The 25,813-nt window shown below is 70.6% G+C and carries 22 protein-coding genes; 11 read left to right on the top strand and 11 right to left on the bottom strand.

Features of this window, described 5'->3' with window-relative positions; genetic code table 11:
• Positions 1-10 precede the first annotated feature (10 nt).
• Together AB0316_RS19710 and AB0316_RS19705 are read left to right on the top strand one after the other, a co-directional pair.
• Complete coding sequence (locus AB0316_RS19710) at positions 11-994, top strand: sugar ABC transporter permease (protein WP_366274871.1); 984 nt, start codon at positions 11-13, stop codon at positions 992-994.
• The gene (locus tag AB0316_RS19705; RefSeq protein ID WP_366274869.1) at positions 991-1,920 is read left to right on the top strand and encodes a carbohydrate ABC transporter permease; all 930 of its coding nucleotides are present in this window, start codon (positions 991-993) and stop codon (positions 1,918-1,920) included. Before AB0316_RS19710 ends, AB0316_RS19705 begins: the two co-directional genes overlap by 4 nt.
• A gap of 42 nt (positions 1,921-1,962) precedes the next feature.
• On the opposite strand, the gene AB0316_RS19700 is transcribed toward AB0316_RS19705, so the two are convergent.
• The 3 genes from AB0316_RS19700 to glpX form a co-directional block, all read right to left on the bottom strand.
• Positions 1,963-2,292 (bottom strand): hypothetical protein, encoded by a 330-nt coding sequence (locus AB0316_RS19700; RefSeq protein ID WP_366274867.1) that lies wholly within the window; start codon positions 2,290-2,292, stop codon positions 1,963-1,965.
• A gap of 127 nt (positions 2,293-2,419) precedes the next feature.
• On the bottom strand, positions 2,420-3,358 hold the full coding sequence (locus AB0316_RS19695; RefSeq protein WP_366274866.1) for a carbohydrate kinase: 939 nt from the start codon (positions 3,356-3,358) through the stop codon (positions 2,420-2,422).
• Between the two features lie 11 nt (positions 3,359-3,369).
• Positions 3,370-4,362 (bottom strand): class II fructose-bisphosphatase, encoded by a 993-nt coding sequence (gene glpX / locus AB0316_RS19690; protein ID WP_366274865.1) that lies wholly within the window; start codon positions 4,360-4,362, stop codon positions 3,370-3,372.
• A 98-nt stretch (positions 4,363-4,460) separates the two neighbouring features.
• Here glpX and AB0316_RS19685 point away from each other — a divergent pair, with 98 nt between their 5' ends.
• Positions 4,461-5,201, top strand: coding sequence for a DUF4245 domain-containing protein (locus tag AB0316_RS19685; RefSeq protein ID WP_366274864.1), 741 nt, complete (start codon positions 4,461-4,463; stop codon positions 5,199-5,201).
• A 12-nt stretch (positions 5,202-5,213) separates the two neighbouring features.
• Here the strand turns inward: AB0316_RS19685 and AB0316_RS19680 are convergent, their stop codons facing one another.
• Complete coding sequence (locus AB0316_RS19680; RefSeq protein WP_366274862.1) at positions 5,214-5,495, bottom strand: exodeoxyribonuclease VII small subunit; 282 nt, start codon at positions 5,493-5,495, stop codon at positions 5,214-5,216.
• A gap of 10 nt (positions 5,496-5,505) precedes the next feature.
• Positions 5,506-6,936, bottom strand: coding sequence for an exodeoxyribonuclease VII large subunit (xseA, locus tag AB0316_RS19675; RefSeq protein WP_366274933.1), 1,431 nt, complete (start codon positions 6,934-6,936; stop codon positions 5,506-5,508).
• Positions 6,937-7,092: 156 nt separating this feature from the next.
• Here xseA and AB0316_RS19670 point away from each other — a divergent pair, with 156 nt between their 5' ends.
• Positions 7,093-8,127, top strand: a complete 1,035-nt coding sequence (locus tag AB0316_RS19670) for a 4-hydroxy-3-methylbut-2-enyl diphosphate reductase (RefSeq protein ID WP_366274860.1) — start codon at positions 7,093-7,095, stop codon at positions 8,125-8,127.
• Between the two features lie 145 nt (positions 8,128-8,272).
• Here AB0316_RS19670 and AB0316_RS19665 read toward each other — a convergent pair whose 3' ends face one another.
• On the bottom strand, positions 8,273-9,475 hold the full coding sequence (locus AB0316_RS19665; protein ID WP_366274859.1) for a DNA recombination protein RmuC: 1,203 nt from the start codon (positions 9,473-9,475) through the stop codon (positions 8,273-8,275).
• Positions 9,476-9,676: 201 nt separating this feature from the next.
• Here AB0316_RS19665 and AB0316_RS19660 point away from each other — a divergent pair, with 201 nt between their 5' ends.
• The 4 genes from AB0316_RS19660 (at position 9,677) to AB0316_RS19645 (ending at position 13,329) form a co-directional block, all read left to right on the top strand.
• A complete protein-coding gene (locus AB0316_RS19660) occupies positions 9,677-10,516 on the top strand; it encodes a thioesterase family protein (protein ID WP_366274858.1) in 840 nt (279 codons plus the stop codon).
• Positions 10,517-10,524: 8 nt separating this feature from the next.
• Positions 10,525-11,067, top strand: coding sequence for a histidine phosphatase family protein (locus tag AB0316_RS19655; RefSeq protein WP_366274857.1), 543 nt, complete (start codon positions 10,525-10,527; stop codon positions 11,065-11,067).
• A gap of 67 nt (positions 11,068-11,134) precedes the next feature.
• Positions 11,135-12,220 carry a redox-regulated ATPase YchF gene (gene ychF, locus AB0316_RS19650; protein WP_366274856.1) on the top strand — a complete coding sequence of 362 codons (1,086 nt, stop codon included), beginning with the start codon at positions 11,135-11,137 and terminating at the stop codon, positions 12,218-12,220.
• 158 nt (positions 12,221-12,378) lie between these two features.
• Entirely contained in the window at positions 12,379-13,329 is a 951-nt protein-coding gene (locus tag AB0316_RS19645; RefSeq protein ID WP_366274854.1) for a hypothetical protein, read from the top strand.
• A 149-nt stretch (positions 13,330-13,478) separates the two neighbouring features.
• On the opposite strand, the gene AB0316_RS19640 is transcribed toward AB0316_RS19645, so the two are convergent.
• Positions 13,479-14,879, bottom strand: a complete 1,401-nt coding sequence (locus tag AB0316_RS19640; RefSeq protein WP_366274853.1) for an MFS transporter — start codon at positions 14,877-14,879, stop codon at positions 13,479-13,481.
• 160 nt (positions 14,880-15,039) lie between these two features.
• Here AB0316_RS19640 and sulP point away from each other — a divergent pair, with 160 nt between their 5' ends.
• From sulP to katG, 3 genes are all read left to right on the top strand, one after another.
• Positions 15,040-16,767, top strand: a complete 1,728-nt coding sequence (gene sulP / locus AB0316_RS19635) for a sulfate permease (protein ID WP_366274851.1) — start codon at positions 15,040-15,042, stop codon at positions 16,765-16,767.
• A 47-nt stretch (positions 16,768-16,814) separates the two neighbouring features.
• Positions 16,815-17,255 carry a Fur family transcriptional regulator gene (locus AB0316_RS19630; RefSeq protein WP_366274850.1) on the top strand — a complete coding sequence of 147 codons (441 nt, stop codon included), beginning with the start codon at positions 16,815-16,817 and terminating at the stop codon, positions 17,253-17,255.
• A 64-nt stretch (positions 17,256-17,319) separates the two neighbouring features.
• A complete protein-coding gene (gene katG / locus AB0316_RS19625) occupies positions 17,320-19,596 on the top strand; it encodes a catalase/peroxidase HPI (RefSeq protein WP_366274849.1) in 2,277 nt (758 codons plus the stop codon).
• Between the two features lie 133 nt (positions 19,597-19,729).
• Here katG and AB0316_RS19620 read toward each other — a convergent pair whose 3' ends face one another.
• The 4 genes from AB0316_RS19620 to AB0316_RS19605 all read right to left on the bottom strand — a co-directional run bounded on the left by AB0316_RS19620 (position 19,730) and on the right by AB0316_RS19605 (position 25,637).
• Positions 19,730-21,631, bottom strand: a complete 1,902-nt coding sequence (locus AB0316_RS19620; RefSeq protein ID WP_366274848.1) for a putative Ig domain-containing protein — start codon at positions 21,629-21,631, stop codon at positions 19,730-19,732.
• A 709-nt stretch (positions 21,632-22,340) separates the two neighbouring features.
• Positions 22,341-23,447: a dipeptide ABC transporter ATP-binding protein gene (locus AB0316_RS19615; RefSeq protein ID WP_366274847.1), complete on the bottom strand. Its 1,107-nt coding sequence runs from the start codon at positions 23,445-23,447 to the stop codon at positions 22,341-22,343.
• 31 nt (positions 23,448-23,478) lie between these two features.
• Complete coding sequence (locus AB0316_RS19610) at positions 23,479-24,627, bottom strand: ABC transporter ATP-binding protein (protein ID WP_366274845.1); 1,149 nt, start codon at positions 24,625-24,627, stop codon at positions 23,479-23,481.
• Positions 24,624-25,637 carry an ABC transporter permease gene (locus AB0316_RS19605; RefSeq protein WP_366274844.1) on the bottom strand — a complete coding sequence of 338 codons (1,014 nt, stop codon included), beginning with the start codon at positions 25,635-25,637 and terminating at the stop codon, positions 24,624-24,626. Before AB0316_RS19605 ends, AB0316_RS19610 begins: the two co-directional genes overlap by 4 nt.
• Between the last annotated feature and the right edge of the window lie 176 nt (positions 25,638-25,813).

Genomic DNA, 25,813 nt, shown 5'->3' with positions numbered 1-25,813 from the left:
AGGAAGTGCCATGGCCATCAAGATCGCCAACGCGGTGATCGCGATCATCGGGGGCATCGGCGGCGCCATCATCATCTTCTGGATCCTCAACAAGCTCGCCGAGTCCCTCAAGGGCCGGTGGGAGGACCGGGTCAAGCCGTGGATGTTCGCGGGACCGGCGATCCTCGCGATCGCCGTCTACCTCATCTACCCGGCCATCGTGACGATCCAATACAGCTTCGCCAACGAGGACTCGACGGCGTACGTCGGGTTCCAGAACTACAAGGACGTCCTGACCGACAGCACGTTCCTGCAGGTGATCTTCAACAACGTGCTGTGGATCATCATCGTCCCGGCCCTGACGGTGGTCCTCGGCCTGGGCGTGGCCGTGCTCGCGGACCGGCTCCGGGCGCGCGGTGAGAAGACGACCAAGACGTTCATCTTCCTGCCGATGGCCATCAGCATGGTCGGCGCCGCGACGATCTGGCGCACGGTCTACGACTACCAGCCCGCCGGCGCGCCGCAGACCGGCATCCTCAACGCCATCCTGGGCTTCTTCGGCAAGGAGCCGGTCTTCTGGTACGGCACGAGCACCCTGCACCTGAACAGCCTGCTGCTCATGATCATCCTGATCTGGACGCAGGTCGGCTACTCGATGGTGCTGCTGTCGGCCGCGATCAAGGGCGTTCCGGAGGACACGGTCGAGGCGGGCCGCATCGACGGCGCCGGTGAGCGGAGGATCTTCTTCAGCATCATCGTCCCGCAGATCTGGCCGACCGTGATCACGGTGTTCATCACCGTGCTCATCGGCGTCATGAAGGTCTTCGACGTCGTCTACGTCACGACCAACGGCGCCTACAACACCGACGTCATCGCGCGGCGCTTCTACGACGAGCTCTACACGCAGGGCAACAACGGCATCGCGTCCGCGATCGTGGTGATCCTGCTCATCGCCGTCATCCCGATCCTGATCTACCAGGTCCGCCACTTCAGGGCCGAGGAGGCAGCACGATGACCACCACGTTGCAGCCGGGCACCGGCGCTCCCGCCGACGAGCCGCAGATCATCCGTCAGAGCAAGGAGGGCACGGGCAGCGGGTCCGCCAACTGGCCGGTCCGCATCGGGCTGATCGTCCTCTGCATCGCGTGGATGATCCCGGCGCTCGGCATGCTGGTCAACTCCTTCCGCCCGCGCGACGACCAGTTCGCCTCCGGGTGGTGGACGGCCTTCTTCAACCCCTTCGGCTCGTCGTGGACGCTCTCGAACTACACGACGGTCCTGACGTCCGATGCCGCCGGCATCCCGATGGCCCAGGCGTTCCTCAACAGCCTGATCGTGGCGCTGCCGGCGACGGTGATCCCGATCCTCATCGCGGCGTTCGCGGCCTACGCCTTCACCTTCATGCAGTGGAAGGGCCGCGACGTCGTCTTCGTCATCATCGTCGGCCTGCTGGTCGTCCCCAACCAGGTCGCCTTCGTGCCCCTGGTCAAGCTCTACTCGGGCCTCGGCCTCAACGGCACCTTCATCGCGGTGTGGCTGGCCCACATCGGCTTCGGCATGCCGCTGGCCATCTACATCCTGCGCAGCTACATGTCGGGGCTGCCCACGGCCGTCATCGAGTCGGCGAAGATCGACGGGGCCAGCCACTTCACGACGTTCTGGCGCCTCATCATGCCCATGTCGATGCCGGCGCTGGCGTCGTTCGCCATCTTCCAGTTCCTCTGGGTCTGGAACGACCTGCTCGTCGCGCTGATCTTCCTCGGCCGTGGCGACAACACCGTCGCCACGGTGGCCCTGCAAGGCCTGCAGGGCCAGACCGGCGCCGGTCGGGAGCTGATCCCGGCCGCGGGCTACATCACGATCATCGTCCCGATCATCGTGTTCCTGGCGCTGCAGCGGTACTTCATCCGCGGCATGACCTCAGGCGCCGTCAAGGGCTGACGCAGCCGAACGCAGCAGCGTGCAACGAAGGGCCGTGGCCTCCTAGCGAGGTCGCGGTCCTTCGTCGTGGCGCCGGGCGTCGGTGGCGCGGTCGTGCCCGTGGTCGCCTGCCACGAGCGCATGGGCCCGCTGCGTCTGGCCGTTGGTCGGGGCGGCCTCCCGGGCGCTTCGCCAGAGCAGGCCACCCACGACGCCGGCGGCCAGCAGCAGGACGACGAGGACGCCCAGGATGATGCGGCTGCGCAGCCGCGCAGCGCGCCGGGCCTGCTCGGCCTCCCGGGCCTCGCGCCGGGCGCGGTCCTCGATCAGGCTCTTCTCGTACGGGCCGATGCGACGTTCCGGACGGGGTGGTGGAGGGGTGGGGTCGGGCACGAGGTGTTCCTCACAGGAGGACGCCCCGGCGCCGGGGCGTCAGCCGGACCTGCGGCCGTTTCTCACCAGCAGGTCGCCCAGCATGGTGCAACAGGCCGCGACGTCTTGTCGAATGCCCGGAGCGGGCTCAGCGCAGGTCGACCCGCGTGGGGGCGTGGGCTCCGGCACGCCCGACGGTGAGCGCGCCGGTGCGCAGCGCGCGCTCGACGGCTGGGAGGACGTCGTCCAGGGCCGCCGCGTGCAGTCGCTCCCGTGCTTGCGGGCCGCCGAGCAGCCCGCTGTCGATGAGCCCGGACACCAGGCCCGACATGAACGAGTCGCCGGCCCCGACGGTGTCCACGACATCGACTGCCGGCGCGGGCAGGGCCCGCTGCTCACCAGTGCGGGTGACATGGACGACGGCGCCGTCGCCGCCACGCGTGACCACGACGAGAGCCGGGCCGAGCCCGCCCCACGCACGCACGACGTCGTCGATCGACTCGCCGGGGCACAGCCAGGCGATGTCCTCGTCGCTCACCTTGACCACGTCGGAGAGCGCGATGTTGCTCTCGACCGTGCGCCGCGCCCGCTCGGGCCGGCCCATCAGGGAGGGACGCGCGTTCGGGTCGTACGACACGGTCGCGCCGACCGCGTGCGCCTCGGCGAGGATCTCGCGCACCTGGGCGGCCCCGGGCTCGAGCACCGCGCCGATGCTGCCGGTGTGGACGTGGCCGTATGCCGTCAGGCCGGGGACGGACGCCACCTGCCACTCGAGGTCGAAGACGTACGTCGCCGCCCCGCCGGCGTCGAGCGTCGCGTGGGCGACGGACGTGAACGCCGCCCCCAGCGACCCAGGCGTCAGGGCGACGCCGCGCTGACGGCATACCTCCTCGATGCGTCGGCCACGCTCGTCGGTGGCGATCCACGTGGCGAGGTCGACGGGGTGGTCCAGGGCGGCGAAGCCGAAGGCGACGTTGGCGGGGCTGCCGCCCACGTGCTCGAGCGTGGTGCCGCCCGGGGTGGTCACGGCGTCGACGAGCGCCTCGCCCACGACGAGGGTGCGGACCGCGGCAGCGGAGTCGGTCACCGGGTGGCTCCTCAGGGCTCGACCAGCTCGGCGCTGCCGAACCAGCCCGGCCGGTCGAAGCGGTGCTCGCTCTCGAGGGTTCGGATGGTGCCGCTGCGCGAGCGCATGACGAGCGAGTTGGTGCGGGCCGACTTCGCGGCGTAGCGCACGCCCCGGAGCAGCTCACCGTCGGTGATGCCAGTGGCGACGAAGAAGCACTCACCGGTGACGAGGTCGTCGGTGGACAGGACGCGGTCGAGGTCGTGGCCGGCGTCGATGGCCTTCTGGCGCTCGTCGTCGTCCTTGGGCCAGAGCCGGCCCTGGATGACTCCACCGGTGCACTTGATCGCGCAGGCCGCGATGATCCCCTCGGGGGTGCCGCCGATGCCGAGGAGCAGGTCGACGCCGGTGTTCGGGCGGGCCGCCATGACGGCGCCGGCCACGTCGCCGTCGAGGATGTAGCGGATGCGCGCGCCGGTGGCGCGGATCTCCTCGGCGAGCGGCTCGTGGCGGGGGCGGTCGAGCATCACGACGGTGACGTCGGCCGGCGTCTCTTTCTTGGCCTTGGCGATGCGGCGGATGTTCTCGGCGACCGGGAGGCGGATGTCGACGACGTCCGCTGCCTCGGGGCCGGTCGCGATCTTGTCCATGTAGAAGACGGCGGACGGGTCGTACATCGCGCCGCGGTTGGCGACGGCCATGACGGCCACGGCGTTGTTCATCCCCTTGGCGGTCAGCGTGGTGCCGTCGATCGGGTCGACGGCGACGTCGACCTCGGGACCGGTGCCGTCACCGACCTGCTCGCCGTTGAAGAGCATCGGCGCGTTGTCCTTCTCGCCCTCGCCGATGACCACGACACCGCGCATGCTGACGGTCGAGATCATCGCGCGCATCGCCTCGACGGCAGCCCCGTCGGCCTTGTTCTTCTCGCCGCGACCGACCCAGCGGCCTCCGGCCATGGCTGCCGCCTCCGTCACCCTGACCAGCTCGAGAGCGAGGTTGCGATCCGGCTGGCTGTGCTTCATCAGGTGGTCCTCCGTCGGCGCAGAACGAGTCGGCGCCAGCCTATCGGTGGCCGGGGCCCGGTTTGGACCGCGCCGGGCGGTCGGGGACGATGAGAGGCATGAGCACCCCGTCGACGCCGTCGACACCCTCGTCCGAGAGCGCGGCCCCAGAGAGTGTCGCTCCCGAGAACGTCGCACCGTCGTCCGGCGGGGATTCGTCCGCGGGGCAGCAGGACCCGGAGAGCCAGCCGGCGCCGGTGGGTCAGCCGGCCCCCGCGGCACCGCCCAGCCGCTACTCCCTGGGAACCTTCCCGAACATGATCCGCTCGATGGTCGTCATCGGGCTCTTCGTGCTGGCCCTCGTCGCGATCGTCCCCCGCATCACCTCGGTGGAGCGGCCGGCGGTCGACGCTGCCGGCAAGGCGGCGCAGGTCGCCGCCCAGACGTCCCTGACGGTGCTCGTGCCGCAGGGGCTCGGCAAGGGCTGGGTGCCCACCGTCGCGACGTACATGCCGGGCAGCGACCAGGTGCCCACCTTCACCACCGTGTGGACGACGCCGAGCGGTGCCGACATCGCCCTCAAGCAGGCGGCCGGCGCCACCCCGGGATGGGTGAACCGCTCCGTCAACGACGGTGTGGCCGCGGGCACCGTCACGGTCTCCGGCCGCAGCTTCGAGAAGTTCGTCGCGAGCAGCGTCAACCAGATCGCCTACGTGGCCAAGGGCTCCGGGCCCAAGGGCGTCACCGTGGTGGCGAGCGGCACCGCCCCCGAGGACGAGCTCAAGGCGTTCGTCGCCGCGCTCGCGCCGGTGAAGCCGGCAGCCGGCGTGACGCCGGTGCCCTCGAAGACCACGGGCTGAGTCGGAGACCCGTCAGGAGTCGTCCTCGTCGAAGATCTCGTCGTCGGCGTGGATCTCACCGGCGCCCGAAGCGGGGCGCGTGGAGCGCTCGATCTCGGCCTGGGCGCCGTCGAGCCAGGTTGCGCAGTGCGCGGCCAGGGCCTCGCCACGACGCCACAGCTGCATGGAGTCCTCGAGGGGCGCCTGGCCGGCCTCGAGCTTGGCCACGATGGCGATGAGCTCCTCGCGGGCGTCCTCGTAGCGCAGCCCGGCGATGTCGGGGAACGTGCTGTCGGTCGTGCTCGCGTCAGCCATGGGCGACACCCTATGACCCCGACCCGTCAGTGGCCGCTGCCGCGGATCCGCCGGCCGCGCGGGGCTTGCGGGGTGGGGAGGCCTTGCCCGACGCCTTGCCCGATGCCTTGCTCGCCGTTGTGCCCGATGCCTTGCTCGACGTGGACGACGTGGCTGCCGAGGTCTTCGGAGACCGGCCCGACCGACCCGACGACGGGACCGGCGCGTCGTCGGTGCCGGCGCTGACGGGCCGCACCCCGAAGTCGCCGCGTGCGACCCGGACGCGGAGGAGCTCGCCGACGCCGACGTCGTCCTGGTCCATGACGATGCGCCCGTCGCGGTGCTGCACGACGGCATACCCCCGCTCGAGCGTCGACTGCGGGGAGAGGGCCACGACCTGGCGCCGCAGGTGCTCCACCTGGTCGCCGGCGCGGTGCAGGCGCGCCTCCATCCGGGTGGTCGCGCGCGACCGCAGCGTCGCGACCTCCTGCCGGCGCGCCCGCACGAGTGCAACGGGATCTGCCATGACCGGCCGGGAGACGAGGGACCGCAGGCCGGAGCGCTCGGACTCGACCCGGCGGACCAGCGCACGACGGATGCGGTCGCGGGCCGTGTCGACCAGGGCACGCTCGTGCGCGGCGTCGGGGACCACCTTCTTGCCCGCGTCGGTCGGTGTGGAGGCGCGCCAGTCGGCGACGAGGTCGAGCAGCGGCTGGTCGACGTCGTGACCGATCGCGCTGATGACCGGCGTGCGGGCCTGGGCGACCGCGCGGATCATCGCCTCGTTCGAGAAGGGCAGCAGCTCCTCGAGGGCCCCGCCGCCACGCGCGATGACGATGACGTCGACGGCCGGGATCGCGTCGAGCTCGCGCAGCGCCTCGACGACCTCGGTGACCGCCGAGGTGCCCTGGACCGCGACCTCGCGGATCTCGAAGGCCACCGCCGGCCAGCGACGACGCGCGTTCTCGACGACGTCCTTCTCGGCCGCGGAGTTGCGGCCCGTGATGAGGCCGACGCGGTGCGGCAGGAAGGGGATCGGCCGCTTGCGCTTGGCATCGAAGACGCCCTCGGCCGCGAGGGTCCGCTTGAGGATCTCGACCCGGGCGAGCAGGTCGCCGATGCCCACGGGCCGGATCTGGCGCGCCTCGAGCTGCAGGGTGCCGCGCTTGGTCCAGAAGGTCGGCTTGGCCTGCAGCACCACGCGGGCGCCCTGAGCGAGCGGGATCGGCATCGCGTTGACGGCGTTCATCGGCACCGACACCGAGAGCGACATGTCGACATCGGGGTCGCGCAGGGTGAGGAAGGCGGTGCCCCCGCGCGGGTTGAACTGCACGACCTGCCCCTCGACCCAGAGCTGGCTCATGCGGTCGACGTAGTCGGAGATCTTGAGGCTGAGCACTCGCACCGGCCACGGCTGCTCGGCCGTGGTGTCGGCGGCCTTGTCGGGCAGCGGGCTCGTCATGCTCACCCGCGTCACCCTACGGGGCGGTGCCCACGGCCGGACGAAGCCGGCACCACCCAGAACGGCATGTCCTCGGGAGGTCGTCCCACGGTCGCTGCCGGCCGTGCGGCAGGCGGCGAATCGGGCACACGGTGCGGGTCCCCGTACGATGGCAGCATGAGCCAGCCCGCCGAGCAGACGTCCGCCAAGAAGGTCCTCCTCGCGGCACCACGCGGCTACTGCGCCGGCGTCGACCGGGCCGTGGTCACCGTAGAGAAGGCGCTGGAGCTCTACGGCCCTCCCGTCTACGTCCGCAAGCAGATCGTCCACAACAAGCACGTCGTGAGCACGCTCGAGAAGCGCGGCGCGATCTTCGTGGACGAGACCGACGAGGTCCCCGAGGGCGCCACCGTCATCTTCTCGGCCCACGGCGTGGCCCCGGTCGTGCACGACGAGGCGCGAGCCCGCAGCCTCAAGACGATCGACGCGACGTGTCCGCTCGTGACCAAGGTGCACCGCGAGGCCGTGCGCTTCGCCGACGACGACTTCGACATCCTGCTCATCGGTCACGAGGGGCACGAGGAGGTCGTCGGCACCTCCGGTGAGGCGCCCGAGCACATCACCATCGTCGACGGGCCGGACGACGTCGAGAACGTCACGGTGCGTGACCCTGAGAAGGTCGTCTGGCTCTCGCAGACCACGCTCTCGGTCGACGAGACGATGGAGACGGTCGCGCGCCTGAAGGAGAAGTTCCCGGCGCTGCAGAGCCCTCCCTCCGACGACATCTGCTACGCCACGCAGAACCGTCAGCTGGCCGTCAAGCAGATGGCGAAGGACACCGACCTGATGATCGTCGTCGGCTCGCGCAACTCGTCCAACTCGGTGCGCCTGGTCGAGGTGGCGCTGGAGCACGGCGCCCGGGCCGGCCACCTGGTCGACTTCGCCGACGAGATCCAGCCCGAGTGGCTCGAGGGCGTCTCCACGGTCGGCGTCACCTCAGGCGCCAGCGTGCCGGAGGTGCTGGTCCGCGACGTGCTGTCGTGGCTGGCCGAGCGTGGCTACGGCGAGGTGGAGCCGGTGGTTGCCGCAGAGGAGTCGCTGCTCTTCTCGCTGCCGCGCGAGCTGCGCCGCGACCTCAAGGCGCACGACGGCGCTGACGTCGGCACGGTGCGGCACGACGCCGCCTTCGAGGAGTCCGGCTCGCTGCACTGATCTCACCCGCCGAACGGCGCCGTGGCGCACCTCTCGCGGCGGGGTGGATGCTGAGCGCGGCTGGAATTGTGCCGTGCCGCACTTCCGCGCCAGGGGTGTCGCGGGCTGGCGTGCGCGTCGAGGGGCTGGCGCGCCAGGGCCTGGGTCAGGCCGTGGCCTGACCGTCCTGTCGGCCGAGGCGCGACGACTCCTGCTCGAGGTAGGCGTCGTCGCGGGCCTCGCGGCCGAGGTCGTCGGTGAGCTCGGCCGCGCTCAGCGACCGCGGCGCCACCTCGAGGGGCACGAGCGCCGCCGGCTGCTCGCTCGTCAGGTGCAGCTCGTGCATGCGGCGGGCGGTGACGAGCACCCGCGACTCGAGGGTGCCGACGAACTTGTTGTACTGCTCGACCGAGCGCGACAGGGACTGGCCCATCGTGGCGACGTGGCCACCGAGGGTGGTCAGCCGGGCGTAGAGCTCCTGGCCGATGGCGAGCAGCTCGCGGGCGTTCTGCTCGAGGGCGTCCTGCTGCCAGATGGCGCCGATGGTGCGCAGCACCGCGAAGAGAGTGCCGGGCGAGGCGAGGACGACCTTGCGCCCCAGCGCGTGCTCGTAGAGGCCGGGGTCGTCGGACAGTGCCGTGGCGAGGATCGCCTCGCCGGGCACGAAGCAGATGACGACCTCGGGGGAGCGGGTGAACGCGGTCCAGTACGCCTTGGCGGCCAGCCCCTCGACGTGACGTCGCAGCGCAGTCGCGTGCGCAGCCAGCAGCTCCGCCCGCTCGGCCTCGGAGACGGTGTCGCCGTGGGCCTGGAGGAAGTGCGACATCGGGGCCTTGGAGTCCACGACGACGTGGCGCCCGCCGGGCAGGTTGACGACGGCGTCGGGGCGGACCGTCGCGCCGTGGCCGCTGACTCGGGTCACCTGCTCGTCGAAGTCGCAGCGGGCGAGCAGCCCGGAGAGCTCGAGCACCCGTCGGAGCTGGACCTCGCCCCAGGCGCCGCGCACCGTCGAGGCGTTGAGCGCGCTGGCGAGGGTCGCGGTCTCGGACCGCAGCGACTCGGTGGACCGGCTCACCTCGGTCAGGCGCTCACCCAGCTGGCCGAACTGCAGCGAGCGGTCGCGCTCGAGCGCCCCGACCTGACGCTCCACCCGGCCGATGGTGTCGCGCAGGGGAGCGAGCAGGCTGGCCGTGGCGTCGTCGACCTCGCGGGCCGCCTCCAGGTCGGCGACGCGCTCGCGCAGCACGTCGCGCTCGGCCTCCGCGCCCGCCGAGCGCGCCAGCAGCGTGGAACGGGCCGAGAGCCAGGCAAAGAGCGCGCCCAGCACGGCCCCGATGACGAGCCCGGCGAGCAGGGCGGTGAGGTCCATGCGAGCACCGTCCCAGAGACCGCCGACATCGCCTCGCACCGACACCCTGCCCACCCCGAGGCCGGCGACACCCGTTGGGGCCGGGGGCACCTCGTAGGCCGTGGAGCCAGCTCCCCAAGGTGTGCGGCTGAGCCGGGGAGGTGGCACACGGCATACGCGTCGGTCGGGTCGGTCGCTGACGGGGTCTGTTACACCTTGTCCGTGAGCGAGTACGACGACGCGACCCGGCTCGAGGCCGGCGAGGACCCGACGCAGCGGCATGGCAGCTTCTCCGAGGAGTGGATGATCGGCAACGCCGTCAACGGCGGGCTCGTGATGGCCACGGCGCTGCGGGCGCTCGGTGAGCACCTGGCGTCCGACCCGACCGAGACGACCGAGCACGTCGACCCGGTGGTGCTGTCGGCGTACTTCATGACCGCGTCGCAGCCCGGCCCCTTCACGGTCACGACCGAGGTCATGCGGTGCGGGCGCAAACTCTCGACCGGGCAGATGACGATCCACCAGACCGGCGACGACGGGCGCCCGGTCGAGCGGATGCGGGCGATCGGCTCCTTCGGCAACCTCACCGACCTCGACGTCCAGCGCCAGGCGAGCCCGCCCGACATGCCGCCGCCGGAGCAGTGTCTCTCGGCCGACCAGGCGCCTCCCGGCTTCCTCTCCAACGCCAAGTTCCTCGACCGGATCGACCTGCGCCTCGACCCCGACACGGCCGGCTGGGCGCTCGGCAAGCCGTCGATGCGCGGCGTCATGCGTGGCTGGGTGCGGCTGCGCGACGGGCGCGAGCCCGACACGACCCTGCTCATGCTGGCGCTCGACGCCCTGCCGCCCGTCGCGTTCGACCTCGGCCTCTTCGGGTGGACGCCGACGCTCGAGTTCACGGGCCACGTGCGCCGCCGGCCCGCGCCGGGCTGGCTGCAGGTCGTGCTGTCCAGCGCCACCCTCGGCGGCGGCATGATGGAGGAGGACGCGATGATCTGGGACTCCGCCGGCAACCTCGTCGCCCAGTCGCGTCAGCTCTGCGGCGTGCGCACACCGCGCTGAGGGCACTCGTGAGCCTGCAGCTCGTCTACGAGACGCACTCGGTCACCGAGGACAACGAGGCCGGCATCGCCACCGGCTGGTCGCCGGGACGGCTCTCCGCACGGGGCCGTGCCCTCGCTGTCGAGCTGGGCCGGCGACGCCCGGCGGACGGGTTCGCCGCCGTCTACTCCTCGGACCTGTCACGCGCCGTCGAGACGGCCGAGCTGGCGTATGCCGGCAGTGACGTCCCGCTGCACGTCGACACCCGCCTGCGCGAGTGCGACTACGGCGCGCTCACCGGCTGCCCGGTGGCAGACCTCGCCCGGGTGCGCCTCGACCACGTCGACGCGCCGTTCCCGGGCGGCGGCCAGAGCTACCGCGACGTCGTCGCAGCCACCGCCGACTTCCTCGAGGACCTCCGTCGCCGTGACCACGACGGCCAGCGGATCCTCGTCATCGCCCACTCGGCCAACCGGTGGGCCCTGCAGCACCTGCTCGACGGCACTCCCCTCGAGGACCTCGTGGTCGCGCCGTTCGAGTGGCAGCCCGGCTGGGAGTGGACGCTCGCGTGAGACGGGCGGCACGGCATACGCCCTCGTGGTCGGGACTTCGCCCGAACGTCACTAGACTCTTGTCCCCGTGGCACTCACCATCGGAATCGTCGGTCTCCCCAACGTCGGCAAGTCGACGCTCTTCAACGCGCTGACCAAGAACAACGTGCTCGCCGCGAACTACCCGTTCGCGACGATCGAGCCGAACGTCGGCGTCGTCCCGCTGCCCGACCCGCGACTGAAGGTGCTCGCCGAGATCTTCAGCTCGGAGAAGATCCTCCCGGCCACCGTGAGCTTCGTCGACATCGCCGGCATCGTGCGCGGCGCGAGCGAGGGGGAGGGGCTCGGCAACAAGTTCCTCGCCAACATCCGCGAGGCCGACGCCATCTGCCAGGTCGTGCGCGCCTTCGAGGACGGCGACGTCGTGCACGTCGACGGCAAGGTCAGCCCGGCCAGCGACATCGAGACGATCCACACCGAGCTGATCCTCGCCGACCTGCAGACTCTCGAGAAGGCCGTGCCGCGCCTCGAGAAGGAGTCGCGGGTCAACAAGGACAAGAAGCCCGCGCTCGACCTCGCGCTCTCCGCGCAGAAGGTCCTCGAGGAGGGCCACACGCTGTATGCCGCGGGGCCGGCCGCCGGGATCGACCTGGCCGAGGCCAAGCAGCTGGGGCTGCTGACGACGAAGCCCTTTATCTACGTCTTCAACCTGGACGAGGACCAGCTCGCCGACACCGAGCTGCAGGCCTCGCTGCGCGAGCTCGCGGCGCCTGCCGATGCGGTCTTCCTCAACGCCAAGCTCGAGATGGACCTCATGGAGATGGAGCCGGAGGAGGCCCTCGAGCTGCTCCAGAGCTTCGGGGCCGAGGAGTCCGGGCTCGACCAGCTGGCCCGCACCGGCTTTCACACCCTGGGCCTCCAGACCTACCTGACGGCCGGGCCCAAGGAGTCGCGGGCCTGGACCATCGGCAAGGGGTGGACCGCGCCGATGGCCGCCGGGGTCATCCACACCGACTTCCAGCGCGGCTTCATCAAGGCCGAGGTCGTGTCGTTCGACGACCTGGTCGCGGCCGGCAACATGAACGCCGCCAAGGCGGCCGGCAAGGTGCGCATCGAGGGCAAGGACTACGTCATGGCCGACGGCGACGTCGTCGAGTTCCGCTTCAACGTCTGACGCGCCGGAAGGCCACGCCCGTCCGGGCGGCGTGGCCCGCGGGCGTGGCCCTGCGCCGGGCGACGTAGGCCGAACGATGTATCCGCGGGCGCGGGGACAGGGCGACGCTGGGTGTGGCCTCGGGCCGGCCGGGGCCCACTCGTTCCAAGGGGGTAGTCGTGAGACGACTCGTATCCACTCTCGCCGCACTCGCTCTGGTCGCCGCCGCACCGGTGGCCGCCGCCGCGAGCGCCTCAGCTCACGACAGCGGCCACGACAGCGGCCACGACGGCGACCATGCGCGATCCACGACCGTCTGGGTCCGGGGAGACGGTTCCCACGTGCGGCTGAGTCGCTGGCACGTCGACGAAGGCACCGTGGTCTTCCACGAATCCACCTCGAACACCGGCCCGGGCGGGAGCCAGATCAGCCTGTTCCGCCTCCTCGGGAAGGCGACGCTCAACACGTTCAAGGCGGACCTCGCTCACGAGTTCTCGTCGAACCCGAAGATCGCTGCCATGGGCACGAGGGAGCTCAACCGCGACGTCCGGGCGACCGGGCTGGCCGATGTCCAGAAGGGCTACCCGGCATCGGTCCGGGTGAACCTGCGTCCCGGCACGTACTACCTGATGGACCTCGGCAGCTTCTTCGGGCCCATGGGGCCGTCGGGGGCGCCCAACCCGGCATTCACCAAGCTGGTCGTCCGCGACGGCGACGACGACGGCTGGTCGTGGTCGGATGGTTCGGCCTGGGACGGCTCCGGGTGGCACCCGACCATCTGGCTCACCGCCGCGGACCGCTTCGTCGGCCCGAGGCGCCTGCCGGCCAAGGGCAGCGTCACGTTCCGCAACATCGGTGACTCGATCCACGTGGCGCAGTTCTCACCTGTGAAGAAGGGGACGACGGACAAGCAGATCCAGGCGTACTACGACTCCGGCTCGATGGCTCCGCCGCCGTTCGCGCTCAACGGGCCGACGTTCGGCCTGGACGTCCTGTCCGCGGGTCGCAGCGCGACCCTGAGCTATGACATGCCGCCGGGCACCTACGTGCTGCAGTGCTTCGTGGCCGACGCCGTCACCGGTATGCCGCACGCGATCATGGGCATGCACAAGGTCGTCGTCCTGAAGTGACCTGAAGAGCGCGACCGACACACTTCCCGACCACCCGCGGCGACGTCGCCGGGTGGTCGGGTCATGCCCGCGCGCTGGTAGAACCGACCGCATCGAGCAGTCGGCACGTCCGGTTCGCGTGCACGTCTGGTTCGTCTCGCCGAACGGCGTCACGCCGTCGTCGCGGCCGGCTCGGCATGGCGTCGGGGGAGCAGAGCGGCCGCCACGAGCCCGAGCACGCCGACGGCCGCGAGCACGACGAGGGCGGCCGCCTCGGCGTGCTCGGTCAGCCCGGCGACGAGGATCGTGCCGGCGATCGCGGTGCCGAGGGAGGACCCCAGGTTCGACACGCTCCGCGACAACCCCGAGATCTCGCCCTGGAGCTCGTCGCCGAAGCTAGACTGCACGACGTTGACCGAGGGCGTCAGCATGCCGCCGAGGCCGAACCCGATGAGGAACAGACCCGGTGCGAACGCCCACGGGCTGGACGATCCGCCGACCATGGCGATCAGGACTCCCACGCCGGCGATCGTGACGACGAAACCGAGCATGATGAGGGTCCGCTGGGCCCGCCGCTTGGCGAAGCGCTCGGCACCGAGCGACGACAGGAGCAGCCCCACCGTGGCAGCCGTGAAGATGACGCCGGTCTGGATGGCGTCGTAGCCACGGACCGCCTGCAGGTAGGCCGCCACGGTGAACGAGACGCCCAGGAGCATCAGCCACTGGATGTTCTGGGTCACGAGGCCGAGGTTGGATGTGCGGTTGTGGAAGAGGCGGATGGACAGCAGCGCCTCCTTGCCCGCCCGTTCCCTGGCGCGGATCCACAGGAAGAACCACACCAGGACGAGGCCGCCGGCGACGAGTAGCCCCACCATCAGCCAGGCGTTGTTGTCGGCGGCGAGGATCCCGAGGACCACGAGCACGAGCCCGACCGCCGACAGGGTCGCGCCCACCGTGTCGAACGGCTTCTCCGGGTTCGCGGGGAGCGGGTCGGTGATGTTCCGGCTCAGCAGCACGATGACCGCGATCACGAGAGCCTGGAACACGAACGCGGCCCGCCAGCTGATCGCGGAGGTGATGAGACCGCCGATGAGCGGCCCGGCGGCGGCGCCGACGCCGCCCATGGCGCTGATCGCCCCGAAGGCCCGGGCCCGGGACGTGACCTCGGTGAACAGCAGCGTCGTGAGGATGTAGACCGGCGGGATCAACAGGGCCGTGCCGACGCCCTCGAGGATCGAGTTGCCGAGGATCAGGGTGCCGAGGCCGGGGGAGACCGCGCTGAGCAGGGCACCGACGCCGTAGACGGTCAGGCCGACGACGAAGCACCGCTTGCGGCCGTAGCGCTCGGTGAGCTTCCCGCCGGGGATCATCAGCGCGGCCATGACGAGCAGGAAGAGCGTGATCGCGACCTGCACGCCCTGGACCGTCGTGTCCAGGTCCGTGCTGATGTCGTTGATCATGACGTTCATGTTCGAGCCGGCGAAGCTGCAGATGAATTGCGCGAGTGCGAGCGGGAGCAGGACCCTCCGCAGGGCGGTCGACGGTCGCCCGGACACGTCGCTCCTGGCCATGGTCCACCAGCCTTCCTCGAGCAAGCACGTCGGCTGTCGCAGGGTTCCTCGACCGTGCCAGTCACCCGCGCTGCGGCACATCACCTTCGCAAGGTGATGGCCGGGGTTCGGCTGTCTGCGAGCGTGCGGGGAAGGGCGCGACTCGACCGAGGTGATGCCGGTGTTGCACGCAGTGCCGGGATGGCGGCTGATCCGGGGCTACCGGCGGGAGTGGCTCGGCAAGGACGTCCTCGCCGGCGTGGTCCTGACGACCCTGCTGGTGCCCCAGGGGATGGCGTACGCCGAGCTGGCGGGGCTGCCACCGATCACCGGCCTCTACACGACCATCATGTGCCTGCTGGGCTATGCGGCCATGGGCCCGTCGCGGATCCTCGTGCTGGGACCGGACTCCTCCCTCGGGCCGATGATCGCCGCGACGGTGCTGCCGCTGCTGGGTGCGGGCGGAGACCCGGCCAGGGCCGTGGCGCTCGCGTCCGTGCTCGCGATCCTCGTGGCCGTGATCATGACCGTGGCGGCCGTCGCCAAGCTCGGCTTCATCGCGGACCTGCTCTCCAAGCCCACGATGCTCGGCTACATGAACGGGCTGGCGCTGACGATCCTCGTGGGTCAGCTGCCGAAGCTGTTCGGCTTCAGCACCGATGCCGACGGGCTGGTCGCGGAGATCGGTGCCTTCGCGCAGGGGGTGTCGCAGGGCGAGACGGTGGCTGCAGCGGCCGCTGTCGGTGTCGTCGGGATCGCCCTCGTCCTGGCGCTCCAGCGCTGGCTGCCCAAGGTGCCGGCCATCATGGTCATGGTCGTGCTCGCCATCCTCGCGACGTCGGTGTTCGACCTCGCCGCGCGCGGCGTCAGCCTGGTCGGCGTCCTCCCGAAGGGCTTCCCGCCGCTCACGATCCCCCAGATCGAGCGAGGTGACATCCCGCTGCTCGTCGGTGGCGCGATCGGCATCGCGACGATCTCGCTGGCCGACACGATCTCCACCGCGTCGGCCTTCGCCGCACGGGCGGGGGAGGAGGTGCACGGCAACCAGGAGATGGTCGGGATCGGCGTGGCGAACTTCGCCGCGGGCCTCTTCCAGGGCTTCCCGGTGAGCACCAGCGGCTCACGCACCGCCGTCGCCGAGCGTTCCGGGGCCCGGACCCAGCTGACCGGGGTCGTCGGGGCGCTCCTGATCATCATGATGATCGTGTTCCTGCCCGGTCTGCTGCGCAACCTGCCGCAGCCTGCGCTGGCCGCGGTCGTCATCACCGCATCGCTGTCCTTGGCCGACATCCCCGGCACGACTCGCTTGTGGAGGCAGCGCAAGGTCGAGTTCGGGCTGTCGATGGCGGCCTTCCTCGGCGTGGCCCTGCTCGGTGTGCTGCCGGGGATCGCCATCGCGATCGCGCTGTCGATCCTCAACGTCTTCCGCCGCGCGTGGCTGCCCTACGAGACCGTCCTGGGCAAGGTCGAGGGCGTGGAGGGATACCACGACGTGCGCTCCTACCCCGACGCCCTGCGGCTTCCCGGCCTGGCGATCTACCGGTTCGACGCGCCGCTGTTCTTCGCCAACGCCAAGACCTTCCGCGACGAGGTCCGCAGCCTCGCGCGGACCGAGCCGCACCCGCGATGGGTCGTCGTGGCGGCCGAGCCGATCACCGATGTCGACACGACGGCCGCGGACGTCCTGCTCGACCTCGACCAGGAGCTGGACGAGGCCGGCATCTGCCTGGTCTTCGCCGAGCTCAAGGACCCCGTGCGGCGCAAGGTCGACCGTTACGGCCTGACGCGACAGATCGAGCCACGGCACTTCTTCCCGACCATCGGGGCGGCAGTGGCCGCCTTCCAGGCCGAGACTGGAGAGGAGTGGTCGCGCAGCACCGTGGGCGACGTCGCGCCCGGTGCCCGCTGACCGGATGTTCATTTGACTCATTCCAGATTAGAGACCATTCTGCTCGCATGACCACGGACTTCAGCTCCGTGTTGCGCGAGGCCTCGTTGCGCGTGACGCGTCCACGGCTCGCGGTGCTGGCCGCGGTGCACGAGCGCCCGCACGTCGACACCGAGGCGGTCATCGACCGCGTACGCGCCGACCTGGGGGCCGTGTCCCACCAGGCGGTCTACGACGTGCTCCGTGCGCTCACCGGTGCCGGGCTGCTGCGCCGCATCCAGCCCGCCGGCGGCCCCGCGCTCTACGAGGCGCGGGTCGACGACAACCACCACCACATCGTGTGCCGAGGGTGTGGCGCCGTCGCCGACGTCGACTGCGTGACCGGCCACGCCCCCTGCCTCGTGGCACCCGACGACCACGGCTTCTCGATCGACGAGGCTGAGGTCACCTACTGGGGCACCTGCCCGGCGTGCTCCAGCGCCCCCACCGCCTCGACCGACCCCGCCTGACCCCACCGACCACACCACCCGACAGCCACACCGAAGTGACACCGACGTCCGGAAGGAAGCCCTCATGACCGAGAGCCACGACAGCACCACGCCGCAGAGCCCACAGGGAGTCGACCGCAAGGCCGAAGGCGGGTGCCCGGTCATGCACGACTCGGCCGCCGCGAGCGGCAGCGAGAGCGAGAACCCGGCGATCCCCTCGCCGACCCCCAAGACCGGCGGCCGGCCGCACGGCATCAAGGACTGGTGGCCCAACCACCTGGACCTCTCTGTGCTCCACGCCCACTCGCCGAAGGGCAACCCGCTCGGCGAGGACTTCGACTACGCCAAGGAGTTCGCGAAGCTCGACCTCGACGCCCTCAAGCAGGACATCGTCGAGGTCCTCCACAGCTCGCAGGACTGGTGGCCGGCGGACTTCGGCCACTACGGCGGCCTGATGATCCGCATGAGCTGGCACTCAGCCGGCACCTACCGCATCTACGACGGCCGGGGCGGTGCCGGTGACGGCTCCCAGCGGTTCGCGCCGCTCAACAGCTGGCCCGACAACGCCAACCTCGACAAGGCCCGCCGCCTGCTCTGGCCGGTCAAGCAGAAGTACGGCCAGAAGATCTCGTGGGCCGACCTGCTCGTCCTCGCCGGCAACGTCGCCCTCGAGGACATGGGCTTCGAGACCTTCGGCTTCGGCTTCGGCCGCGAGGACGTGTGGGAGCCGGAGGAGATCTTCTGGGGTCCCGAGGACACCTGGCTCGGCGACGAGCGCTACTCCGGCGAGCGCGAGCTCGAGGAGGTCCTCGGCGCGGTCCAGATGGGCCTGATCTACGTCAACCCGGAGGGTCCCAACGGCAACCCCGACCCGGTCGCCTCCGCGAAGGACATCCGCGTCACCTTCGCCCGCATGGCGATGGACGACGAGGAGACCGTCGCCCTCATCGCCGGTGGCCACACCTTCGGCAAGACCCACGGCGCCGGCGACCCCGACCTGGTGGGCCCCGAGCCCGAGGGCGCCCCGCTCGAGGAGCAGGGCCTGGGCTGGAAGAGCCAGTACGCCTCGGGCAAGGGCAAGGACGCGATCACCTCCGGCCTCGAGGTCACGTGGACCTACCACCCGACCCGGTGGGACAACGAGTTTTTCGAGATCCTCTTCGGCTACGAGTGGGAGCTGGAGAAGTCCCCGGCCGGTGCGAACCAGTGGGTTGCCAAGGACGCCGAGGCGATCGTGCCCGGCCCGAGCCCGGACGCGCCGAAGCGCCGCCCGACGATGCTGACCTCCGACCTGGCGCTGCGCTTCGACCCGGAGTACGAGAAGATCTCGCGCCGCTTCCTCGAGAACCCCGAGGAGTTCCGCCTCGCCTTCGCCAAGGCCTGGTACAAGCTGCTGCACCGTGACATGGGTCCCGTGTCGCGCTACCTCGGCCCCTGGGTGCCCGAGCCGCAGCTGTGGCAGGACCCCGTGCCCGCCGTCGAGGGCGACCTGATCGGCGACGCCGACATCGCCGCCCTCAAGGCTGCGGTGCTCGACTCGGGCCTGTCCGTGTCCGAGCTGGTCTCGACCGCCTGGGCGTCGGCCGCGAGCTTCCGGCACACCGACAAGCGCGGCGGGGCCAACGGTGCCCGCATCCGGCTCGAGCCGCAGCGCAGCTGGGCCGCCAACCAGCCCGAGCAGCTCGCCAAGGTGCTCGAGAAGCTCGAGGCCATCCAGGCCGAGTTCAACGGCCGCGGCGGTGCCCAGGTGTCGCTGGCCGACCTCATCGTCCTGGCCGGCTCGGCCGCGGTCGAGAAGGCGGCCAAGGACGCCGGCGTCGAGGTCACCGTGCCGTTCCACCCGGGTCGCACCGACGCCTCGCAGGAGCAGACCGACGTCGACTCCTTCCGGGTGCTCGAGCCGCGCGCCGACGGTTTCCGCAACTACCTGCGCGCCGGTGAGAAGCAGCAGCCGGAGGTCCTGCTCGTCGAGCGGGCCTACATGCTGAACCTCACCGCGCCGGAGATGACGGTCCTCGTCGGCGGCCTGCGCGCCCTCGGCAACAACCACGGCGGCGTGACGCACGGTGTGCTCACCGACCGGCCCGGCGTGCTGACCAACGACTTCTTCGCCAACCTGCTCGCCCCCGGCACGCAGTGGAAGGTCTCGACCGACCAGGAGAACGTCTACGAGATCCGCGACTACGCCACCGGCGAGCTGAAGTGGACCGCGACCGCGGTCGACCTGGTCTTCGGCTCCAACTCGCAGCTGCGGGCCCTCGGCGAGGTCTACGCCAGCGAGGACGCGCGTGAGAAGTTCGTGCGCGACTTCGTCGCCGCCTGGACCAAGGTGATGGAGCTCGACCGCTTCGACCTGGCCTGAGTCACCTGCGGGCGCATCGCCCGTGAACGACGAAGCGGGGTCCCCTCCGGCTGGGAGGGGGCCCCGCTTCGCGCACGTCGGGCGTACGCGTACCGCTGGGTGCACGCGTACGCCCGGGCCGTACGCGTACCGCTCAGCCCAGCGTCACCGCCGTGTCGTCGACGACGAACGACGTTGCGAGTGAGGAGTCCTCGGTGCCGGTGAAGCCGATCGTGACGGTCTGGCCCGCGAACGACGACAGGTCGAAGCTCTTCTGCACGTAGCCGCTCGAGGCGTTGGCGTTGGACAGCGTCGTGAGCGTCGTCGACCCGGCCTTGACGGCCAGCTTGTCGTAGGCGGTGCTGCCGCTCTCGGCCGTGTCGATGTGCACGTAGAACGTCAGGGTCGCCTTGCAGCCGGCCGGGATCGACACCGACTGCGAGAGGGTGTCGGTGTGGGTGGTGCCGTAGCCGTCGAGCCAGGCCTTCCAGCTGCCCGAGTGCGCCGGCTCACTGGTGGAGCTGTCGACGACCCCGGTGCTCGTCGACCACGGCGTCGCCGTGCCGGTCTCGAAACCGGGGTTGCCGAGCAGCTGGCCGCTGCACGAGGTCCCCGAGGCGCCGATGGTCCACGTGAAGGTCGTCGAGCCACTGGCGTTGGTGGTGTCCTTCGCCGAGACGGTAACGCTGAAGGTGCCTGCGGCAGAGGGTGTTCCGCTGACCAGGCCGGTGGAGCTGTTGATCGACAGGCCGGTCGGCAGGCTGGACGCCGAATAGGTCAGGCTCTGGCCGGAGGCAGAGTCGGTGGCCTGGATCTGCAGGCTCTTGGCCGTGCCGACGGTGCCGCTCTGGTTGCCGGGGTTGGTCACGGTCACGGTGTTGGACGACGTGCCGCCGACGACCGGGTGCGAGAGGTCGCAGCCGTTCGTGTCGTTGGACCACGTGGCCTGCATCGGGTAGCTGCCGTTGCCCATGGCCACGTTCCCGGCACCGCCCGCGGAGCCGGGGGAGATCCAGGCGCACTCGTCGGCGTTCTCCTGGCCGTTGTAGGTCGCGTCCCCGGTGTGGTTCGTCCAGCCGCCGGCCGGGTTCTGGTCGGTGACGGTCTCGGCGTACTCGTGGCCCTCCACCATCGTGTAGCCGTCCGTCGTGCCTGCCGACCCGGCGTTGACGAAGCTCTGGCCGCAGCTGGTGCCCTGGTCCATGACGTAGGGCATGTTGGTGAACGCCACGTCACCGACCGAGGAGGCCACCGACACGTCGCCGTTCCAGTCGTGCCATGCGCAGAACCCGCCGGTCTTGTAGCTGTCCGGGTTGAGGCCCTTGGCCGACAGGACGACGTACTGCGCGTAGCGGTTGGAGGCAGCCGTCGTGTTGCCGAAGTGGCTCGCCGCCCTGACGGCCTCGGTGCCGAGCTGGGTGCCGGTGGCTGCGCTCGGCTCGGAGGCGCTGTTGTCGTACCAGACGCCGGCGAGGGCGCCCCCGGTCGGGTAGCCGACGTGGGCCGTCCCCGACCCGCACGAGGTCGCGCCGGTGGCCACGCCCGGCCCGTCGCAGTACTGCGTCATGACGCCGGACCACAGCTCGTTGCCCGTGCCGAGGCCCTTGAACATCTGCTGGAGCTTCGGCGCACCGCCAGCGGTGTCGCTCGAGAAGGTCAGGTTGCCGTTGGCGTCGGTGCCCTGGGTCCCCCACTGGGTGCCCCAAAAGACGAGGTAGACCCTCGGCTTGCCGCTCGTGACCCCGATCCCGTCGACCGCCCCGCCGTAGGAGAGGGTTTGGGTGCCGGTGGCCGTCGTGGCCTGGGTCTGCGCCCACCGCTTCATCCGGGCGTTCGTCTCCTGGGTGGGGACGACGCCATGGCGGTAGTGGTGTCCGGACTGCGGGGAGTAGGGGTTCGGCGCCGGGCGGTGACCGCTTGCCGCGGCCCCTGCGGTGCTCGGTGCACCTGCGGCTCCGGCGCTCGTTGACGCGGCGAGCGCGACCGCGCCCACCAGGGCCATGGCCGAGACGGCCACCCTGGCGGCTCGTGGGGCGCGGGCATGGAAGGACAGCATGGGGATCCTCTCGATTGCTGTGACGAAGGACCCGGGCAACGAGGAGGCATGGTGTGCCGGCGCGACCCAGGGAACTGCCTGTGGCCGGCGCGCCACGCGTCTGGAACTGTATGGGAGCGAAAGCCCTTGAGCGCAAAGGGATCTCCAAGATCGCGTCTGGCCGGTGCCACGATTCGGCAGGATCGTGTTGCCTGAGCGCCGGGTGTGAGCCCGCCGGGAGCAGGGGGCCTTCTACGGCTCTCGCTACGGCTGCGGCTTCTCCTGGCTCTCGAAGTCACCGTGGTGCGGCTTCGGTGTCTGGAAGTCGACGGCGGGACCACCCGGACCGGGGACCTACCAGCGGCTCCTGTTCTCGCCCAAGGCCTGGGGCAGCTGTGCGGGGATGACCTGCCAGCGGATGTGCGGTGACTCCGGGCGGGGCTGCTTCAACCCGCGAATGGTCACGCGCACCAGGGACGGCGTGTGGATCCTCGCCTTCAACGCGCCGCGGCGCGTGCTCAGGCCCCGCTCGGTTCCTTCACCCGGATGGGCCTGGTCCGCAGCGGTCCGACGTGCGGAGGCCAGCCCCGGACGTCGTTCACGTCCGGGGTCGGCGTCTACGAGTGGATCGACCAGTGGCTGAACGGTGCCCGCAACGAGACACACGCCAATATCGCCGCCACCATGTCGTCCGACCTGAAGACGCTCCAGCTCACCTGTCCGTAGCGGTTCAGGCCGGCGGCTCCTGCGCGGCGTCCAGCGACCCCGACGGCGACGTCGAGGAGCCCAACGCGGCAGGGTCGCTCGCGCCCGGACCGTCGGCGTTCTCGGGGAAGTGGCAGGCGACGCGGTGGCGCGGGGCGAGCTCCACGAGAGGCGGCGCCTCCGTGCGGCAGATCTCCTGCGCCTTCCAGCACCGGGTGTGGAAGCGGCAGGCCGGAGGCGGGTTCACCGGGCTCGGGACGTCGCCCTGGAGGCGGATCCGCTCGCGCTTGGTGCGACGCTGGGTGTCGGGGATGGGCACGGCGGACAGCAGCGCCGTGGTGTAGGGGTGCATCGGTCGGGTGTACAGCTCGTCGCGGTCGGCCAGCTCGACGAGGTTGCCGAGGTACATGACGGCGACGCGGTCGGACATGTGTCGCACGACCGAGAGGTCGTGGGCGATGACGACGTAGGTCAGGCCGAGCTCGTCCTGGAGGTCCTCGAGGAGGTTGATGACCTGGGCCTGGATGGACACGTCGAGGGCCGACACGGGCTCGTCCGCGACGATGAGCTTGGGCTTGAGCGCCAGCGAGCGGGCGATCCCGATGCGCTGGCGCTGGCCGCCCGAGAACTCGTGCGGGTAGCGGTTGTAGTGCTCCGGGCTCAGCCCGACGAGCTCGAGCAGGCCCTGCACCTCGCGCTTGACGCCGTTCTCGGTCTTGATGTTCTGCAGGCGGTAGGGCGCGCCCACGATGGTGCCGATGGTGTGGCGGGGGTTCAGGGAGCCGTAGGGGTCCTGGAAGATCATCTGCACGTCGCGACGCAGCGGACGCAGCTTGCCGGTCGACCAGTGCGTGATGTCCTCGCCCTCGAGCAGGATGGTGCCGGCGGTCGGCTCGATGAGACGGGTCAGCATGCGGCCGGTCGTCGTCTTGCCGCAGCCGGACTCGCCGACGAGGGAGAGGGTCTCGCCCCGCGCGACGTCGAAGGTCAAGCCGTCGACCGCCTGCACGGCGCCGACCTGCCGCTGCAGCAGCCCGCGGCGGATCGGGAAGTGCTTGGTCAGGTCGGTGACCTGCAGCAGCGCCTCGCCCGCCTGCTTCGAGGCGGTGGGCTTGACGGAGGTGGTGGTCACGATCGTGCTCCTGTGGTGAAGAGTGCCGGCATCACAGCGTCGGCCTGATGTCGGACTCCCAGATCGCCGTCTTCTCCTCGGGCGTGAGGTGGCACGCGGAGAAGTGGCCCGGGAATGTCTCGGCGAACGGCGGCCGGACGGTCTGGCTGAGGCCGTGGGTGCGGTCGGCGTAGGCGCACCGCGGGTGGAAGGGGCAGCCCGAGGGCACGTTGATCAGGCTTGGGGGAGCGCCCGCGATGGGCCGCAGCCGCTCGGTGCGCACCCGGTCGAGGCGGGGCATGGACCCGAGCAGGCCCCAGGTGTAGGGGTGCTGCGGGCGTGTGAAGACGTCGTCCGCGGAGGAGTACTCGACGCCGCGACCGGCATACATCACCATGATGTCGTCGGAGAGCTCGGCGACGACCCCGAGGTCGTGGGTGATGATGATGACCGCCGAGTTGAACTCGGACTGCAGGTCGCGGATGAGGTCGAGGATCTGCGCCTGCACCGTCACGTCGAGCGCGGTGGTGGGCTCGTCGGCGATGAGCAGCTCGGGGTCGCACGAGAGGGCCATGGCGATCATGGCGCGCTGGCGCATGCCGCCGGAGAACTGGTGCGGGTAGTCGTCGACGCGGCTCTTCGGCTCGGGGATGCCGACCCTGCCGAGCATGTCGATCGCGTGCTTCTTGGCGACGGACGTGCTGACCTTGTTGTGGATCTTGTAGGCCTCGATGATCTGGTGACCCACCGTGTAGAACGGGTGCATCGCCGAGAGCGGGTCCTGGAAGATCATCGCCATCCGCTTGCCGCGGAGGGCACGCACCTGCTCCGGCTTGGCGCCGACCAGCTCGGTGCCGTCGAGCCTGATCGAGCCGGTCATGCGGACCGTCTCGGGCTTGTGCAGGCCCATGATCGACATGCTCGTGACGCTCTTGCCCGACCCGGACTCGCCGACGATGCCCAGGGTCTTGCCGCGCGCCAGGTCGAACGACAGCCCGTCGACCGACTTGACGAGGCCGTCGTCGGTGGGGAAGTGCACGCGAAGGTCACGCACCGACAGGAACGCGTCCGGCTTCGGGGCACCGAGCCCGCCGATGCCGTCGAGCGTGTTGACCGACGCCGCTTTCGCCCCACGGCGCGACCGCCTGGCGCTGTCGGTGGCGGTGTCGGTGTCGGTGGCTTCGTTGGTGGACTGGCTCATGAGGTACGCACCCTGGGGTCGACGACGGCGTAGAGGAGATCGACGATGAGGCTGAAGACGATGACGAACACAGCGGCGACGAGCGTCACGCCGAGCACCTTCGGCAGGTCGTTGTTGTTGATGGCCTGGACGGCGTAGTAGCCGATGCCCTGCAGCGAGAAGGTCGTCTCGGTCAGCACGGCGCCACCGAGGAGCAGGCCGAGGTCGAGGCCGAAGATCGTGAGGATCGGCGTCAGCGCCGAGCGCAGCCCGTGCTTGACGACGACGTCGCGCTCGGCGAGCCCCTTGGCCCGAGCCGTGCGGATGTAGTCCTCGTTCATCGTCTCGAGCATGCCGGCCCGGGTGAGTCGGGCGTACGACGCGGCGTACAGGAACGCGAGGGTGATCCAGGGGAGCAGCATGCGGTGGACGAGGTCGAGCGGACTCGTGGCGTCCATGGGACTCGCGCCGCCGGCATACGTCCACTTCAGGCCGTAGCTGAAGATCGACAGGGCCAGCAGGCCGGTGAAGAAGATCGGGAGGGACACGCCCGCCAGGGCGATGCCCATGAAGCTGCGGTCCAGGACGGTGCCGCGCCGCAGCGCGGAGATCACGCCCGTGCCGACGCCGCCGACGAGCCAGAGGACGGCGGCCCCCGCGGCGAGGATCAACGTGACGGGCAGCCGGTCGAGGATGTCGGGCAGGACGGGGTTCTGGGTGATGTAGGAGTAGCCGAGGCACGGCGCGGGGCAGTGGTCGATGCCGGCGCCGGTGTTGTAGTCGGCGCCCGCGACGATGCCCTTGACGAAGCGCCCGTACTGCACCCAGATCGGGTCCGTGAAGCCGAGCCGCACCGCGGTCTCGTGGATCTGCGCCTGACCGGCGCTCTTGCCGACGTAGCGCGACGCGAGGTCGTCGACGGTGGCGCCCCCGATGCGGGGAACGAGGAAGAAGATGGCGAAGACGACCGCGCTCACGATGGCGAGCAGCAGGACGGCGGCAAGGAGCCGGCGGATGAGGTACGTCAGCACGGGAGGGCGGCCGGCGCGGCAGGGGTGTGCAGGGCACCCGAGCGCTGTGCCTTCACCTACTTTCAGGGGATGGGTGGGGCTGCGGCCCCGGTGCCAGGCGGTCGACCGCCTGCAGCTCGTAGAAGCACTGCTCGGTGACCTGGGCGGCGATCTCGGACGCCATGCCGAGGAAGCTG

The organism is Terrabacter sp. NPDC080008 (assembly GCF_040702505.1).
Classification (GTDB): Bacteria; Actinomycetota; Actinomycetes; order Actinomycetales; family Dermatophilaceae; genus Terrabacter.
The sequence above is the reverse complement of the archived record's forward strand: the minus strand, read 5'-3'. Positions and strand labels throughout refer to the sequence as shown.

Coding starts and splice junctions, on each gene's coding strand:
- AB0316_RS19710 (WP_366274871.1), top strand. CDS start 11: ATGGCCATCAAGATCGCCAACGCGGTGATCGCGATCATCGGGGGCATC.
- AB0316_RS19705 (WP_366274869.1), top strand. CDS start 991: ATGACCACCACGTTGCAGCCGGGCACCGGCGCTCCCGCCGACGAGCCG.
- glpX (WP_366274865.1), bottom strand. CDS start 4,362: ATGAAGCACAGCCAGCCGGATCGCAACCTCGCTCTCGAGCTGGTCAGG.
- AB0316_RS19685 (WP_366274864.1), top strand. CDS start 4,461: ATGAGCACCCCGTCGACGCCGTCGACACCCTCGTCCGAGAGCGCGGCC.
- AB0316_RS19680 (WP_366274862.1), bottom strand. CDS start 5,495: ATGGCTGACGCGAGCACGACCGACAGCACGTTCCCCGACATCGCCGGG.
- xseA (WP_366274933.1), bottom strand. CDS start 6,936: ATGACGAGCCCGCTGCCCGACAAGGCCGCCGACACCACGGCCGAGCAG.
- AB0316_RS19670 (WP_366274860.1), top strand. CDS start 7,093: ATGAGCCAGCCCGCCGAGCAGACGTCCGCCAAGAAGGTCCTCCTCGCG.
- AB0316_RS19665 (WP_366274859.1), bottom strand. CDS start 9,475: ATGGACCTCACCGCCCTGCTCGCCGGGCTCGTCATCGGGGCCGTGCTG.
- AB0316_RS19640 (WP_366274853.1), bottom strand. CDS start 14,879: ATGGCCAGGAGCGACGTGTCCGGGCGACCGTCGACCGCCCTGCGGAGG.
- AB0316_RS19630 (WP_366274850.1), top strand. CDS start 16,815: ATGACCACGGACTTCAGCTCCGTGTTGCGCGAGGCCTCGTTGCGCGTG.
- katG (WP_366274849.1), top strand. CDS start 17,320: ATGACCGAGAGCCACGACAGCACCACGCCGCAGAGCCCACAGGGAGTC.
- AB0316_RS19620 (WP_366274848.1), bottom strand. CDS start 21,631: ATGCTGTCCTTCCATGCCCGCGCCCCACGAGCCGCCAGGGTGGCCGTC.
- AB0316_RS19610 (WP_366274845.1), bottom strand. CDS start 24,627: ATGAGCCAGTCCACCAACGAAGCCACCGACACCGACACCGCCACCGAC.